This is a genomic window from Streptomyces sp. CCM_MD2014 (assembly GCF_000772045.1).
GTDB classification, from domain to species: domain Bacteria; phylum Actinomycetota; class Actinomycetes; order Streptomycetales; family Streptomycetaceae; genus Streptomyces; species Streptomyces salinarius.
Genome location: NZ_CP009754.1, coordinates 2365994 through 2381403, shown reverse-complemented (window position 1 = coordinate 2381403; position 15410 = coordinate 2365994). Strand labels below are relative to the sequence as shown.

Below are 15410 nucleotides of genomic sequence, written 5' to 3'. Positions count from 1 at the left end.
GAGCAAGGGGCGACCGCCGTGGCGGTCGCCCCTTACTCATGCACGGCACCGTCAAGGCCTGCGCGGGGCGCCCATCACACGGGTGAAGGCCGTCAGGTCCTCGCCCTCGAAGCCGTGGACGCCGGCCCGGAACTCCCACGCCCCCGTCTCGTCCCGGGCGAACTCGGCGACCGTCGCCGCCGTGGCGTCCGGGACGCCGGCGAAGTCCTCCGAGGCCAGGTCCGTGTACCCCTCGCGGATGCGCAGGCCCGGGTTCGCGACGTCGTCGAAGGTCCGCTCCTCGGTGTGCTGCTGGATGGCGACGCCGACCACCACGCGCGTGTACCGGGCGTCGAGCCGCTCCAGCTCCAGCGTCATGACCTCGTCGAACCCGAAGCCCTTGCCGTCCTTGCTGTCCCGGTTGAGATAGATCGTGCCGTCGGGCGAGCGGCTGTCGAAGTGCACCAGATAGGCCGGCGCGCCGTACGGATCGTCCACCGTGTAGGTCCCGGCGACCAGGTCCAGGTCGGCGGCCGGCCGCCCCGCCGGACTCGGGTCCCACCGCAGCGCGACCTCGACCTTGCGCATGCCCTTGCTGAGGCCGTTCACAGACTTCCCCTTCCCAGGTCCCCCGCCCTGCCCGGCCCTCCGAACTGCCGGGCGGTGACGGCCGGTTGTCCATCCTGCCACGCACCGGGACGGGGGTGCGGGCAAGCGGTCCCGCGGAGAGCGACCGGTGCCGCGTTCCCTGGCCTTACCATGGCGCGGTGCTGGTCAAGTGGATTCGCTGCACCGTGGTGGACCGCCGCGGTTTCGAACGGGGGCAGCGGAAGTGGGCGGGGCTTCCGGGGGAGCCGGGTTTTCGGGGACAGGGGGGTGGCTGGAGCCGGGCGCGCCCGGACGTGGCGCACGTCTTCGCCTTCTGGGAGAGCCGTGCCTTCTACGACTCCTTCATGGCCCGCTCCCACGACAGGCTGGCCTCGGCCCAGGCCGGCACCTTCAAGGACGCCCAGGTCAGGCTCTTCGACCACCGGTTCGACGTGAAGACCGGATTCGAGCCGCGCTTCACCGACGCCGACGTGCTGCGGGTGGCTCTGTGCCGGGTCCACGAGGAACGGGCCGAGCACTACGTCCTCATGCAGGAGAAGGTCTGGAACCCGGCGATGGCCGGCTCGCCGGGCATGATCCGCGGGCTGTTCGGCGAAGCCCCCGGAGAGAGTTACAACGAGTACCTCGTGCTGTCCATGTGGCTGTCGGCCGCCGAACACGGGAAGTACCGCACCGAGCGAATCGAGCGGCTCGCCCTGCGCGCCCGGACGGAGGCCGATATCGCGGCCCTGACCGGCGACATCGTGCAGCTGGAACCCTCCTGGACCGTTTGAGTGCCGGACCCGCACGGCCTCTCGCCCAGGCGCGGAGGCTGTGTGGTGTGTGTGATGTACGCCGTACGGGGCCGTACGAGTGCTTGGTTTCCGGCCGGCTCGATCTAGGGTTCTGGCATGGCACGACCACGGCGCATCGTCCTTGTCCGGCACGGCGAGTCGACCGGCAACGTCGATGACACCGTGTACGAGCGCGAACCCGACCACGCGCTGGCCCTCACCGACCGGGGCAGGGCACAGGCCGAGGAGACCGGCAAGGGGCTGCGCGAGGTGTTCGGCCGCGAGCGGATCAGCGTGTACGTCTCGCCGTACCGCCGTACCCACGAGACCCTCCGGGCCTTCCGCCTCGACCCGGACCTGATACGGATCCGCGAGGAGCCCCGGCTGCGCGAACAGGACTGGGGCAACTGGCAGGACCGCGACGACGTCCGGCTCCAGAAGGCCTACCGCGACGCCTACGGGCACTTCTTCTACCGCTTCGCCCAGGGCGAGTCCGGCGCCGACGTGTACGACCGCGTCGGCAACTTCCTGGAGAGCCTGTTCCGCAGCTTCGAGGACCCCGACCACCCGCCGAACGTGCTCCTGGTGACCCACGGGCTCGCCATGCGGCTGTTCTGCATGAGGTGGTTCCACTGGACGGTCGCGGAGTTCGAGTCGCTGTCCAACCCCGGGAACGCCGAGATGCGGATGCTCGTTCTCGGGGAGGACGGCAAGTACACCCTTGACCGGCCCTTCGAACGCTGGCGAGATCCGGAACCGTACGGGATCACCGGATAGAGTGGCAGGGCGATGACCGCTCATTCTTCTTCCGACGGGCGCCTGGACCGCGCCCTTTCCAGCCTGCGCGGACTGTCGGTGGGGGACGCGCTGGGCTCACAGTTCTTCGTTCCCGTGAACTATCCGCTGCTGGGGCGCCGCGAGCTGCCGCCCGGCACCTGGCAGTGGACGGACGACACGGAAATGGCCTGTTCCGTGGTCTCCGTCCTGGCCGCCCACCACCGCATCGACCAGGACGCGCTGGCGCTCTCCTTCGCCCACCACCACGACTTCGACCGGGGTTACGGCCCCGCGGTCAACCGGCTGCTGCGGCTGGTCCGGGAAGGCGGCGACTGGCGCGAGCTGGCCGCGGCGCTGTTCAACGGCCAGGGCTCCTGGGGCAACGGCGCCGCCATGCGCATCGCGCCGCTGGGTGCCTGGTACGCGGACGACCCGGAACAGGCGACCCACCAGGCGGAGATCTCCGCCTATCCGACGCACCAGCACCGTGAGGCGGTGGTCGGGGCCATGGCCGTCGCGGCGGCCGCGGCCCTGGCCGCCGATCCGGCCGGCCCGCCCCCGGCGCACGCGCTCCTCGACGGGGTGATCGCGCTCGTACCGAAGAGCGCGGTGGGCGCCGGACTGCGTCGTGCCCGGGACATGCTCGACTACAGCGACGCCGCCACGGTCGCGGCGGTCCTGGGCTGCGGCCGGCGTACGACCGCGCACGACACGGTCCCCTTCGCCCTCTGGTCCGCGGCCCGCGCCCTCGGGGAGTACGAGACCGCGTTCTGGACGACCGCACAGGTCGGCGGAGACGTGGACACGACCTGCGCCATCGTGGGCGGGGTGGTCGCGGCGGGCAAGGGCGGGGCGCCCCCCGCCGAGTGGGCGGGACGGGTCGAGGCGCTGCCGGCCTGGATGACGGCGGGCGCCTGACCGGAACCGCGACCCGCCGGGGCCGGCCCCGGCGGGCGTGCAGGGCGCCCGCCGGTGGTTTCCACCCGGCCTGCGGTGCCGAGGGATCAGCCCATGCCCGGCCCGGCCGAGCCGGACAGCGCCTCCAGGTCGCTCTTCCGTACCCGGATCACCAGCCACGCCGTGGCCAGGGCGAGTACGGCCATGGCGGCGGCCGGGATGAAGGCGGCCGAGATGCCCTGCGCCAGCACGTCGTGCGACCACGGCGCGGGCAGCTGGTGCGTCTGGGCGAACTCCGCCTTCTGTTCCGGTGATCCGTTGGTGAGGAAGTCCGGCACCTGCTTCTCCGCCTCGTCCTTGCTGGCCGTGCCGAAGACCGTCGTCAGGATGGCGAGACCGATCGATCCGCCCACCTGCTGCATCGCGTTGAGCAGCCCCGACGCCGCGCCCGCCTCGTGCTGGGCGACCCCGGAGACCGCGGTCAGCGTCAGCGTCACGAAGTTCAGGCCCATGCCGAAGCCGAAGATCAGCATCGGCCCCAGAACGCCGCCGACGTACGAGCTGTCGGCACTGATGAGGGCCTGCCAGCCGAGCCCGACCGCGGCGAGCGTGGAACCGGCGATCATGAACGGCTTCGGGCCGAAGACGGGGAGGAACCGCTGCGACAGGCCCGCGCCGAGCGCGATCACGACCGTGACCGGCAGGAAGGCCAGGCCGGCCTCGATGGGCGTGTAGCCGAGCACGTTCTGCACGAACAGCACGATGTAGAAGAACATGCCGAACATCGCCGCGGCCAGGCTCAGCATGATCACGTACGTGCCGGAGCGGTTGCGGTCGGCGAACATCTTCAGCGGGGTGATCGGTTCCTTGGCCCGCTGTTCGATGAGGACGAAGGCCAGCAGCAGGACCGCGGCGGCCGCGAAGGAGCCGATGGTCAGGTTGTCCCGCCAGCCTTCGTCCGCGGCCCGGATGAAGCCGTAGACGAGCAAGGCCATACCCGCGGTGGAGGTCACCGCTCCGGCGATGTCGAAGCGGCCGGAGTGCCGTTCGGACTCGCTGATGTAGAGCGGCGCGAGCACGGCGATCAGCACACCGATCGGCACGTTGACGAAGAGCACCCAACGCCAGTCGAGCCACTCGGTGAGCATGCCGCCCGCCAGCAGGCCGATGGCGCCGCCGCCCGCCGAGACGGCGGCGAAGACGCCGAAGGCCCGGTTGCGTTCCGGTCCCTCGGGGAAGGTGGTGGTGATGAGGGCCAGCGATGTGGGCGACGCGATCGCGCCTCCCATGCCTTGCAGGACGCGCGCCGCCAATAGCTGCCAGGGTTCCTGGGCGAAGCCGCCGAGCAGCGACGCGAAGGTGAACAGCAGGATGCCGGTCATGAAGACCCGGCGCCTGCCGAGGATGTCACCGGCTCGGCCGCCGAGCAGGAGCAGGCCGCCGAAGGTGAGCGTGTAGGCGCTGACGACCCAGGTGAGATCGGTGGTGCTGAACTCGAGCGCGTTTTGAATGTGCGGGAGCGCGATGTTCACAATCGTCGCGTCGAGTACGACCATGAGTTGGCAGGCCGCGATGACGGCGAGTGCGATGCCGGGGTGTCCCTCCCGGCGGGCCGCTCCCGGCTTCTGGTCTTTGATCAGGGAAGAGGTTGTCACTATGTGTCCCCCACGAATGACTTAGTGAACGCTCGCGTTCACTGTTGCTTCAACGTTAGTGACCCGGCGACAGTGAACGCAACCGTTCACTTGCCGAGGTGTCGCGCGTCCGATCCCCCGTTGCGGCCGCGCGAGACGCGCCTTGTCCCCGAATACCCGTTTTCACCGCTTTTTGGAGACCTCCGACATGGTTGCTTCGCACTGGGCGGCCGCCTCCGCCCAGCCGCCCTCCCGTCGGCGTGGCGCGGTCCTGGAGCGCGCCATCCTCGATGCCGCGCTGGACCAGCTCGGCACCGTCGGCTGGAACGGCCTGACGATGGAAGGCGTGGCCGCCGGTGCGCAGACCGGCAAGGCGGCCGTATATCGGCGCTGGCCCTCCAAGGAGGATCTCGTCGCGGACGCGCTGCTGTCCGGGCTGCCGGACTTCGACACGGTTCCCGACCTCGGGGGCGTGCGCGAGGATCTGCTGGAGCTGTGCCGCAGGGCGCGCGACGCGATGTACTCCCGCCCGGGCTTCGCATTGCGTTCGGTGATTCACGAATGCGACAGCGTGCAGGCCGAACGCTTCCACGCGGTGATCATCAAGGGTGTGGTGGAGCCGACCCTCGCGATGATCCGCGAGGTCATCACCCGTGGAATGGAGCGGGGGGAGGTCCGTCGCGACGCGGCCAACGGATACGTCTTCGACGCCATCCCGGCGATGATGATGTACCGCTCGAAGATTTGTGCAAGTGAATGGACGGACCGCGAGCTCGAGGAAATGATCGACCAGTTGATGGTGCCGCTGCTGCGGCCCGACGCTCCCTGAACCGGGCCGCCGAGGCGGCGGGAGTCGTTCGGGGAACCGGGGTGTCGTCCGTGCGTCGCAGCGGCGTAGGCTAGGGGCGCCATGCCGTACGAACCACCTACTCACACCGTCGAGCGCTCCCTTCGCGCCACGACCGGAGCGAAGATCATTGCCGGTGTCGACGAGGTGGGGCGCGGCGCTTGGGCCGGTCCGGTCACCGTCTGCGCCGCGGTCACGGGCCTGCGCCGACCCCCGGCCGGTCTGACCGACTCCAAGCTGCTCACCGTCAAGCGACGCACCGAGCTCGCCGTGGAGTTGCGTACCTGGGTCACGTCGTACGCCCTGGGGCACGCCTCTCCGGAGGAGATCGACGCGCTCGGCATGACGGCCGCACTGCGACTGGCCGCGGTGCGGGCCCTGGAGACCCTGCCGGTCCGCCCCGAAGCCGTCATCCTCGACGGCAAGCACGACTATCTCGGGGCCCCTTGGCAGGTCCGTACGGTGATCAAGGGCGATCAGTCCTGCGTCGCCGTCGCGGCGGCCTCGGTGCTCGCCAAGGTCCAGCGCGACAAAATGATGGCCGAACTGGGTGTCGACCATGCAGACTTCGGTTTTGCGGACAACGCCGGGTATCCGTCGCCCGTGCACAAGGCCGCACTGGAGGAGCGGGGCCCCACCCCGCACCACCGGTTGTCGTGGGCGTATCTTGATGCGCTGCCCCAGTGGCGGCACCTCAAGAAGGTCCGCAGTTGGGTGGACGGAAGCGCTCCGGAAATCGAGGGTCAGCTCGGCTTCGATTTCTGACGGTTCGGCTCGCAGGCATGTGCCACCCGCCGACGCGAGCCGCACCAACGTTTGATAAATATCAGCTCATGCCTCTCATTCCCGAGGAGCCTCAGATTCACGAGAAGGCCCAGGGTCCCCGCGCCACTCCGGCCAGTGGCCGCACCGCGCCGACCCCCCGCCCCGTACCCGGCCCCCGTCCCGCGGCCCCGCCGCGCCCCGGCCGCCCCGGCCCGGCGCGCCCGGCTCCGCCGGCGCAACGCACGTCGCGTGACACGGCCGCGGCCAAACCCGGACCCGCGGGTCCGGCTTCCCCGGCCACTCCCGCCGCCGCCCCGGCCACTCCGCAGATCCAGCTGATCCCGGCCACGCCCGACGGCGCGCTCGACGCCGCCGAGGAGGCCGTGGACCTGCTGCTGGACTCGGGGCGCACCCCCGGTGACGTGCTGGTGATCACCACCGGCGACCCCCACCCGTGGGCGGCCCACGAACTGTCCTTCGGCGATGCCGCCTACTGGGCGCAGCACGACGCGGGCGACGACGTCTTCTACGCCGACGCCGCCGTCGCGGACCGTGCCGCGTCGCGGGCCGTCGTCGTGGTCGCACTCAACGGCGGCCCCGAGGCCGCCGCCGTCACCGCCCTGACCGTGGCACACTCCCGGGCCGGAGCCCTGCTGATCGTCTGCGGTGACCCGCAGCGGATCAACTCGGTGCTGGGCGCGGGCGTCTGAGCCCGTTCCGGCGAACGCGGCGGACGGGGCGGTACGACACGGAGAGTGCCGGCCCGCAGGAGCCCCCGCACGGCGGCGGTTCCTGCGGGCCGGCACACCTGACGTCCCTCCGTGCTCGCACCGGCTCGGCCCGGCGAGCGGAACCGATGGAGGCGCCTCCGGCAGCCGCGGCATGGGCGGCGTGCGGGTGCCACCGGTCTCGGCGTGCACCGGACCGCCGGTCGCACGCAGACCGGGCCGAGGCGAGCCGCGTCACCTCTCGGGCGGGCCCGTCGTGTCCTCCGTGCTCCTCGCGGTCGTGGTGCTCAGCGGGCCGCGGCGCGGCGCAGCACGTCCGAGGCGACACCGCCGGTGCGTGGTGGCGGAGGCGGCGCTTCCGCCGTGGCGAAGGGCTCCGGCACCGACGCCGCGTTGGGCCGGCGACCGCCGCGGCCCTCGCCGAGCACCTGCCAGCCGTCCCGGGTCAGCGTGATGTACGCGCCGCAGCGCAGCCCGTGCAGCGTGCACGCGTCCCGCAGTCCCCACATCCACGCGCCGTCCTCCTGTGTCCAACGCGCGTCGCCCTCACGGCAGTAGAGCAGTACGGCGGTCCGCACCGGCGTGCGGCGCCGCAGATCGTGCGGGATGACGCGGCGCAACTGGGAGAGCAGCGCGTTGCGGAACATCCAACCGTCGGCGGGGGAGCGGCGGCTGGTGAACGAGGCGCTGGCGCGCAGTCGTTCGTCCGGGTCGAGCACGGCCACGACCGCCGTCGCCGGTTCCGGCCGGTGCCGTGAGTGCAGCCCGCTGACGACCTCCCGAGGATTGCGCAGCAGCGGGATTCCGGCGGCGGCCCACTCCGCCGGTTCGAGCATGCGAGTGGCGGAAACGGCGGACGACGAAAACGAGGCCGCCGAGGACGGAGCGAATCCGAAGGTCACGTTCCTCCCTTCGGCTACGCGCCCACACTGCGGGCAGGGTCGGATTCGGGGAGCGCGCACCGCAGCGAAGCCCTGTCGGATCACGGAGGGCCGTGCGGGGAGCGGACTTCAATTCTTCCTGTCGAACTGGGATGCGGCAACGAGCAATTGAGACCGCGGCCCCATATCGGACGATGTGCGCTCTATATCCCTACCCGGAGCGCCGCCGGGCGACGCATGGGACGCGGCACGCGCCGTGCCCGTCTCCGATTCGCCGATTGTCGGTGCCATCGGGTTGCATGGGGGCATGGACCACGAGGAACTCCGTACCGAAGCCGACGCCGTCCTCGCCGAACTGGTCGGCGATCGCGAGGGCTCGGCACGGCTGCGGGAGGACCAGTGGCAGGCCGTGGCGGCCCTGGTGGAGGAGCACCGGCGCGCTCTCGTGGTGCAGCGCACCGGCTGGGGAAAGTCGGCCGTGTACTTCGTAGCCACCGCGCTGCTCCGCCGGCGTGGCGTGGGTCCCACGGTGATCGTCTCGCCGCTGCTGGCGCTGATGCGCAACCAGGTCGAGTCGGCCGCGCGGGCGGGGATCCGGGCGCGCACGATCAACTCGGCCAACTCGGAGGAGTGGGAAACGATCTACGGGGAGGTCGAGCGGGGCGAGACCGACGTCCTCCTCGTGAGCCCGGAGCGCCTCAATTCCGTGGACTTCCGGGATCAGGTACTGCCGAGGCTCGCGGCCACGACCGGTCTGCTCGTGGTGGACGAGGCGCACTGCATCTCCGACTGGGGCCACGACTTCCGCCCCGACTACCGCCGGCTGCGCACCATGCTGGCCGAGCTGCCGGCCGGGGTGCCGGTGCTGGCCACCACGGCGACCGCCAACGCCCGGGTCACGGCCGATGTCGCGGAGCAGCTGGGCACGGGCGGCGGCGACGCCCTGGTGCTGCGCGGGCCGCTCGACCGGGAGAGCCTGCGGCTGGGCGTGCTCGAGCTGCCGGACGCGGCGCACCGGCTGGCGTGGCTGGGGGAGCGGCTGGGGGACCTGCCCGGCTCCGGGATCATCTACACGCTGACCGTGGCGGCGGCCGAGGAGGTCGCGTCGTTCCTGCGGCAGCGCGGACATCCGGTGGCCTCCTACACGGGGAAGACGGAGAACGCCGACCGGTTGCAGGCGGAGGAGGACCTGCTGGCGAACCGGGTGAAGGCGCTCGTGGCGACCTCGGCGCTCGGCATGGGCTTCGACAAGCCCGACCTGGGGTTCGTCGTGCACCTGGGGTCGCCCTCGTCGCCCATCGCGTACTACCAGCAGGTCGGGCGTGCGGGACGCGGCGTGGACCATGCGGACGTCCTGCTGCTGCCGGGGCGGGAGGACGAGGCGATCTGGGCGTACTTCGCCTCGGTGGGCTTCCCGCCCGAGGAGCAGGTGCGGCGCACGCTGGCGGTGCTGGAGGACGCCGGGCGGCCGATGTCGCTCCCGGCGCTCGAACCGTTGGTGGATCTCCGGCGGTCGCGGCTGGAGACGATGCTCAAGGTCCTGGACGTGGACGGCGCGGTCAAGCGGGTGAAGGGCGGCTGGACCGCCACGGGCCGGCCGTGGACGTACGACGCGGAGCGGTACGCGTGGGTGGCCCGGCAGCGGCAGGCGGAGCAGCAGGCCATGCGGGACTACGTCGCGACCACCGGATGCCGGATGGAGTTCCTGCAGCGACAACTGGACGACGAGAAGGCGGCCCCGTGCGGTCGCTGCGACACCTGCGCCGGGCCCTGGCTCGACCCGGCCGTCCCGTCCGCGGCCCTCGCGGCCGCGACGGGCGAGCTGGACCGCCCCGGTGTGGAGGTCGAGCCGCGCAAGATGTGGCCGACCGGGCTCGCCGCGGTGGGCATGGACCTCAAGGGCCGGATCCCGGTGGGTCAGCAGGCGCTCACCGGCCGGGCGCTGGGGAGGCTGTCGGACATCGGCTGGGGCAACCGGCTGCGCCCGCTCCTGTCGGCGCAGGCGGCGGACGGACCGGTCCCGGACGACGTGCTGGACGCCGTCGTGACGGTGCTGGCCGACTGGGCCCGCTCCCCGGGCGGCTGGGCCGGGGGCTCTCCCGACGCCCTGGCGCGGCCCGTGGGCGTCGTCGCCATGCCCTCCCGCACCCGTCCCCGGCTGGTCTCCTCACTGGCCGGCGGAGTGGCACGGGTCGGCAGGCTCCCGCTGCTGGGCAGCCTCGCCCACACCTCCCACGCCGGCGAGCACGCCGCCCACCGCAGCAACTCCGCCCAGCGGCTGCGCGCCCTGGCGGATTCGTTCACCGTGCCGGACGAGCTCGCCACGGCCCTGGCCGGCGTCTCCGGCCCGGTCCTGCTCGTCGACGACTTCACCGACTCCGGCTGGACGCTGGCCGTGGGCGCACGCCTCCTGCGCCAGGCCGGTGCCGACCAGGTGCTCCCGCTGGTCCTCGCCCTGGCCGGATAGGGCACCCCCGGGATGGGGTGATGTGTCCCTGTCGAGAGTTGTCCACAGGCAAAAGCGGAACCTGTCGATCCGCGAGATCGTCGAGCCATGACGAACCACAGCGAAACGACTGGATCCTTCGAGAACGGCGACATCCCGGATGCCGCGGAGCCGGGCCGGGCGGAGCGCGCCCGGCACGAGCACCCCGGGCACGAGAACTCCGGGCACGAGAACCCCGGGGACGAACAGCAGGTCACCCTGCGCACCCCCGCCGAACTCGCCGACGCCCTGCCGTACCTGCTCGGGTACCGCCCCGAGGACAGCATCGTCCTGGCCGCCCTGCGGGACAGGGACGGGCGGGGCCGCTTCGGCGGTCGCGCCCGACTCGGCATCCCGGCGAACCCGGACGACTGGGCGGGCGCGGCCGGGCAACTGGTTCACGGCCTCGTGACCGGAAGCGAGCGGCGCGGGGTGCGGCCCGAGCAGATGGTCGCCTATCTCTGCCAGGAACCGGGCCGGGGGGAGACCGGACGGGACGTGATGGAGCGACTGCGACCGCTGGCCCAGAAGCTGCGCGTCGAGTGCGGAGCCCTCGACGTCCCCGTCGTCGAAGCGCTGTGCATCTCGGCCGGACGCTTCTGGTCGTACTGCTGCGACGAAGAGACCTGCTGCCCGGCGGAGGGCCTCCCCATGGGACTGCCGGGCACGTCGGTGCTGGCCGCGGCGGCCACCTACGCGGGCATCCAGGTGCGCGGCTCCCTCCGTGAGCTGCGGGCCAGGATGCTTCCCCGGGAGGACGCGGCGGCGGGCGAGCAGGCGGCGGCCCTGGACGCGGCCGCCGCGACGCTGGTCTCCCGGATCCTGGACGCCGACGGCCGCGCGGAGGTGGCCGAGCAGACGCTGGACACGGCGGAGCGGGTGATGCGACGCCTCGCCGGGGCCCCGCCCGTCTCCGGGGTGGCGGCCGAAGACCTGCGCGACGACCACCTGCTCGGACACGAAGAGGCGGCGGTGCTGATCCTCGGACTTCAGGACCGTACGACACGTGACCGCGCGGCCGCGTGGATGGAGGGCGACGAGGCCGCCCCCGCGATGCGCCTGTGGCGAGCCCTGGCCCGCCGCTGCGCCGGGCCGTACGCCGAACACGCGGCCGCGCCCCTCACCCTCGCCGGCTGGGTCGCCTGGTCTGTTAACTGCACTATCGAGTGGAACTGCTGGTCTCAAGGGCCATGAGTGGTGAGCATGCGGGGATGCATGAGACTCCTTCGCTTCATCGCGATCTGATTGACGGGCGGTTACGGCTGCCCCGTATTGGGGCCGTAGCGGTGGGTACCACGCCATCGCTGCCTTGGTTCGTGGTGGATGCCGCAGACCGGGAGGTCGAGCCGGTCAGCAGGTACCTGCGAGACCGGATGCTAGGCGACGCCAGCCCTAAGACTTGCCGGAGCTACGCATACGACCTGCTCCGGTGGTTTCGGGTTCTGTGGGCCCTGGACGTGGGATGGGAACAGGTCACCGAGGCGGAAGCCGTCGCCCTGGTGGGCTGGTTTCGCCACGCCCGCAACCCTCAGCGGCAGCGCCGGCGCCCCGGCAGCCCTCAGGCCGGATCGGTGAACCCGGAAACCGGAAAACCCAGGCTGCGGGCCGGATACGCACCTGCGACGATCGCGCACAACCTGACCGTAGTCCACGGCTTCTACGCCTTCCACATGCACTTCGGCCGCGGACCGGTACTCAACCCCGTACCGGAGAATCACGCTCGCAGGGCTGCGCTGTCTCACCGGTCGCCGCTGAAGACCCGGGCCGAACACCGACGGGGTCGGTTAAGGCCGAAACTGTCCGCTCGACAACCGCGGGCCATGTCTGATCAGCAGTGGCAGGAGCTGTTCGAGCAGATGAGATGCACTCGGGACCGGGCTCTGCTGTCCTGTTACGTCTCTTCTGGCGCCCGCGCCTCGGAACTGTTGGGCGTCGAACTCGGCGACGTCGACTGGACCAAGGGCCAGCTATGGGTGATCACCAAGGGCACCCGAGCCCGGCAGCCCGTCCCGGCCTCCCCGGAGGCCCTGGCCCACCTCGCTACCTACCTGGACGAGACGGGCCTGCCAGCGGACGGGGTCCCCATCTGGAGAACCCGGCGGGGGGAACCTCGGCCGCTGACCTACTGGGCGGCCCGCCGGATCATCCAGCGGGCGGTCGAGAAGCTCGACTTGAACTGGACCCTGCACGACCTGCGGCACACTGCCGCCACCCGCATGGCCCGAGACCCGGAACTCACGCTCGTGGAAGTACAGACGATCTTGCGACACGCGCATATCAGCACCACCGAGCTCTACACGGTCGTCGGCCTGGACGACCTGGTCGACAAGCTCGCGGCCCACTACTCTCGGCCCGTTCAGCCGACGTCCTGGCCCACCCAGTACGCCGCAGACGACATTGAGGCGGTGTTCGGTGGCGGGCAATAAGGTCGGAAACAGCCTGCGGCTACAGGGACCGACGACCAACCGGGTCCGCCGCCACCAACTCGACGGCACTATCCAGGTCGACAACTTCGCGCCGACCGCGATCACCCCAGCGCCGCCTCCGCCCCCGGCCCGGCCGCCCCGTTCACTGGGTGACTTCAGCACCGCACCGGCCGAGGAGATCATCGAGGTCACCGCCGATCACTTCTCGCAGTCCGAACCATGGAAGTGGAGACAGCGGGGTTCCATGCGGGACTTCCTTGCCCACCTCGCCACGTTTCCTGGGACGACCTGGCAAGAGCGATGGGAAGCGTCCGGGCACGACCAAGGCCGACCGGTCGCAGACGCCGCGGGTGACAACAAGCAGTTGCGCAACCGCCTGAACCTCGCGGCCGGCTACGCCTTCTCCATGCGGCTGGTCCGCCCCACCCTGCTGGGTTTTCGCTGCAACCGCTTCTTCCGCTACGCACCGTGGTTCCGCAGTGTTGCGAAGGACCCGTGGCTGGAAGAATTTTGCGTCCGGGCCGACCAGCTGCCGATGGCACAGGCCCGCCGCACCAAGGCGAAATTCGACGTCTGCTGCGCGCTGACCGTCTTCGGTATCGATCTGAAGGACCTGACCCCCGAGGCTCTGATGCACTACGCCGTCGAGTCCCGCGCCCACGGCCTCGCCGGCGAGAACTCGGAATCGGGCACCTTTGCCGGGACTCTAGCCTGGCCGATCCTGCACGACATGGGGCAGTTCCCTGCCTCCACGCCCCGCAGTTTCCGGGCGGCCGTGACTCGCGGGCAGATCTCCGTCGAGGAGGCCGTCGACCGTCACCGCCTGCGCAACCGGGAGGTCCGTGACGTCCTGGTCGAGTACATCCGCCGACGCTCCGCCGGGCTGGACTACTCCACGCTGCGACAGCTGACCAACCTGCTGGTCAGGGTGTTCTGGAAGCAGATCGAGGAGATTAACCCGGATCAACAGGACCTGCGGCTGTCGGAAGAGACCTTTACCAGCTGGAAGGAATGGCTGCTAGTTCTGCCCAACGGCAAGCCGCGGCTGGACGTCGACGGGCCGCTGATGGCCGTCCGCGCCCTCTACCTGGACCTTCAGACCTGGGCCGTCGCCGAGCCGGAGCGCTGGTCGAAATGGTCCGCCCCCTGTCCGGTCCGCGACGCTGACCTGCGCTGGTTCCACCTGCGCAGGCGTCGGCTACAAGAACGCATGGCCAACCGCACCCGCGACCGCCAGCCCCTCCTGCCGGTCCTGTCCCAGTACGTCAACGACACCTGGCACCGGCTGCGGACAATGCTTGATGCCGCCCGGCAGGTCCAGAACGGCGAAGAGTTCACCGTCGACGGCACTGTCTGGCTGCGGGTCTCGACCAAGGACCAGCGGCACAACCGCCCGCCGGTCCGGGCGGTGAACCGCGCCACCGGTGAACTCGTCCACCTCTCCAGGGACGAGAACACCGTCTTCTGGCAGTGGGCCGTCGTCGAGACGCTGCGGCTCGCGGGCCTGCGGGCCGAGGAACTGACCGAGCTGACCCACCTCAGCGTCCGGCAATACCAGCGATCCAGCGGTGAAGTCGTGGCCCTGCTCGTCGTCTCCCCGTCCAAGAGTGACCGGGAACGGGTCATCCCTATGTCGGCCGAGCTGTTCCACGTGATCGCGCAAATCATCCGACGCCACCGCAACCACCACGGCACTGTCCCGGTCTGCGCCCGTTACGACCTGCACGAAAAGGTCTGGAGCGAGGAACTTCCCTACCTGTTCCAGACCTTCCACGGCGGCGTCCAGCGCGGCATGTCCACGACGACCGTCTGGCGCATGATCAAACGGGCCTGCGACACCCTCGCGGTCACACATCCGCAGTTTGCGGGGGTGAGGTTCGCGCCTCATGACTTCCGGAGACTGTTCGCCACGGAGCTCGTGAACAACGGCCTGCCGATCCACATCGGTGCCGCCCTGCTCGGACATCTCGATATCCGCACTACCCGCGGTTACGTCGCGGTGTTCGACGAGGACGTGATCAGTCAGTACCAGCAGTTCCTTGCTCGGCGCCGAGCTGAGCGGCCCAAGGATGAATACCGCGAGCCCAGTGGCGAGGAGTGGAGCGACTTCCAGCAGCATTTCGATAAGCGTCGGGTCGAGCTGGGGTCCTGCGGCCGGCCCTACGGGACGTCCTGCGCGCACGAACACGCCTGCATCCGCTGCCCGATGCTGAGCATTGATCCCAAGATGCTGTCCCGTCTGGACGAGCTGGAGCAGGACCTGGTCGACCGCCGCACCCGGGCGGTCGCCGAGGGCTGGCAGGGTGAGATCGAGGGCATCGATCTGACGCTCACGTTCCTGCGCGGAAAACGTGCGCAAGCCCAGCGACTCCAGCGCAGCGGCATCGTTGACCTGGGACTTCCTCATCAAAGGCCCCGGCTCACAGATCGGTGATCAGCATCGCGTGGGGTCTCGCCGGTGAGGTACATGCTGTTCAGCCGACTGCCACGGACCTCACCTCGCTGCCGGACGGTCAACCGTCCGGCAGCGAGAGCCGGCCCCTCCGACGAATTACCGACCCACATTCGACACTACCGTCCACCGTTGGGCATGCCGGTCCCTGGGCCCT

12 protein-coding genes and 1 pseudogene are annotated in these 15410 nt (G+C 70.6%); 10 read left to right on the top strand and 3 right to left on the bottom strand.

Annotated elements, in window-relative coordinates; translation table 11 throughout:
- Positions 1 to 51 precede the first annotated feature (51 nt).
- Entirely contained in the window at positions 52 to 588 is a 537-nt protein-coding gene (locus NI25_RS10260; protein ID WP_061442169.1) for a TerD family protein, read from the bottom strand.
- Between the two features lie 158 nt (positions 589 to 746).
- Between NI25_RS10260 and NI25_RS10255 the strand changes: the two genes are divergently transcribed.
- From NI25_RS10255 to NI25_RS10245, 3 genes are all read left to right on the top strand, one after another.
- Complete coding sequence (locus tag NI25_RS10255) at positions 747 to 1361, top strand: YdbC family protein (RefSeq protein WP_061442168.1); 615 nt, start codon at positions 747 to 749, stop codon at positions 1359 to 1361.
- Between the two features lie 117 nt (positions 1362 to 1478).
- Positions 1479 to 2138 carry a histidine phosphatase family protein gene (locus NI25_RS10250; protein WP_061442167.1) on the top strand — a complete coding sequence of 220 codons (660 nt, stop codon included), beginning with the start codon at positions 1479 to 1481 and terminating at the stop codon, positions 2136 to 2138.
- A 12-nt stretch (positions 2139 to 2150) separates the two neighbouring features.
- The gene (locus NI25_RS10245; protein WP_061442166.1) at positions 2151 to 3056 is read left to right on the top strand and encodes an ADP-ribosylglycohydrolase family protein; all 906 of its coding nucleotides are present in this window, start codon (positions 2151 to 2153) and stop codon (positions 3054 to 3056) included.
- Positions 3057 to 3142: 86 nt separating this feature from the next.
- On the opposite strand, the gene NI25_RS10240 is transcribed toward NI25_RS10245, so the two are convergent.
- Positions 3143 to 4690: an MFS transporter gene (locus tag NI25_RS10240; protein WP_061442165.1), complete on the bottom strand. Its 1548-nt coding sequence runs from the start codon at positions 4688 to 4690 to the stop codon at positions 3143 to 3145.
- Between the two features lie 187 nt (positions 4691 to 4877).
- Between NI25_RS10240 and NI25_RS10235 the strand changes: the two genes are divergently transcribed.
- From NI25_RS10235 to NI25_RS10225, 3 genes are all read left to right on the top strand, one after another.
- Positions 4878 to 5498 carry a TetR/AcrR family transcriptional regulator gene (locus tag NI25_RS10235; RefSeq protein ID WP_061442164.1) on the top strand — a complete coding sequence of 207 codons (621 nt, stop codon included), beginning with the start codon at positions 4878 to 4880 and terminating at the stop codon, positions 5496 to 5498.
- An 81-nt stretch (positions 5499 to 5579) separates the two neighbouring features.
- Positions 5580 to 6281: a ribonuclease HII gene (locus NI25_RS10230; RefSeq protein WP_061442163.1), complete on the top strand. Its 702-nt coding sequence runs from the start codon at positions 5580 to 5582 to the stop codon at positions 6279 to 6281.
- Between the two features lie 68 nt (positions 6282 to 6349).
- Positions 6350 to 6991: a hypothetical protein gene (locus tag NI25_RS10225; protein ID WP_061442162.1), complete on the top strand. Its 642-nt coding sequence runs from the start codon at positions 6350 to 6352 to the stop codon at positions 6989 to 6991.
- Positions 6992 to 7296: 305 nt separating this feature from the next.
- Here NI25_RS10225 and NI25_RS10220 read toward each other — a convergent pair whose 3' ends face one another.
- Positions 7297 to 7911 carry a hypothetical protein gene (locus tag NI25_RS10220; RefSeq protein ID WP_061442161.1) on the bottom strand — a complete coding sequence of 205 codons (615 nt, stop codon included), beginning with the start codon at positions 7909 to 7911 and terminating at the stop codon, positions 7297 to 7299.
- Positions 7912 to 8197: 286 nt separating this feature from the next.
- Between NI25_RS10220 and NI25_RS10215 the strand changes: the two genes are divergently transcribed.
- From NI25_RS10215 to NI25_RS10200, 4 genes and pseudogenes are all read left to right on the top strand, one after another.
- Positions 8198 to 10357 (top strand): RecQ family ATP-dependent DNA helicase, encoded by a 2160-nt coding sequence (locus NI25_RS10215; RefSeq protein WP_061442160.1) that lies wholly within the window; start codon positions 8198 to 8200, stop codon positions 10355 to 10357.
- Between the two features lie 87 nt (positions 10358 to 10444).
- A pseudogene (locus NI25_RS10210) lies at positions 10445 to 11542 on the top strand (DUF4192 domain-containing protein); the annotation flags it as partial.
- A 290-nt stretch (positions 11543 to 11832) separates the two neighbouring features.
- The gene (locus NI25_RS10205) at positions 11833 to 12801 is read left to right on the top strand and encodes a tyrosine-type recombinase/integrase (protein WP_324610070.1); all 969 of its coding nucleotides are present in this window, start codon (positions 11833 to 11835) and stop codon (positions 12799 to 12801) included.
- Positions 12788 to 15235: a tyrosine-type recombinase/integrase gene (locus NI25_RS10200; protein ID WP_233520711.1), complete on the top strand. Its 2448-nt coding sequence runs from the start codon at positions 12788 to 12790 to the stop codon at positions 15233 to 15235. The genes NI25_RS10205 and NI25_RS10200 overlap by 14 nt, the downstream gene beginning before the upstream one ends.
- Positions 15236 to 15410: the final 175 nt, after the last annotated feature.

Coding starts and splice junctions, on each gene's coding strand:
- NI25_RS10250 (WP_061442167.1), top strand. CDS start 1,479: ATGGCACGACCACGGCGCATCGTCCTTGTCCGGCACGGCGAGTCGACC.
- NI25_RS10245 (WP_061442166.1), top strand. CDS start 2,151: ATGACCGCTCATTCTTCTTCCGACGGGCGCCTGGACCGCGCCCTTTCC.
- NI25_RS10235 (WP_061442164.1), top strand. CDS start 4,878: ATGGTTGCTTCGCACTGGGCGGCCGCCTCCGCCCAGCCGCCCTCCCGT.
- NI25_RS10230 (WP_061442163.1), top strand. CDS start 5,580: ATGCCGTACGAACCACCTACTCACACCGTCGAGCGCTCCCTTCGCGCC.
- NI25_RS10225 (WP_061442162.1), top strand. CDS start 6,350: ATGCCTCTCATTCCCGAGGAGCCTCAGATTCACGAGAAGGCCCAGGGT.
- NI25_RS10215 (WP_061442160.1), top strand. CDS start 8,198: ATGGACCACGAGGAACTCCGTACCGAAGCCGACGCCGTCCTCGCCGAA.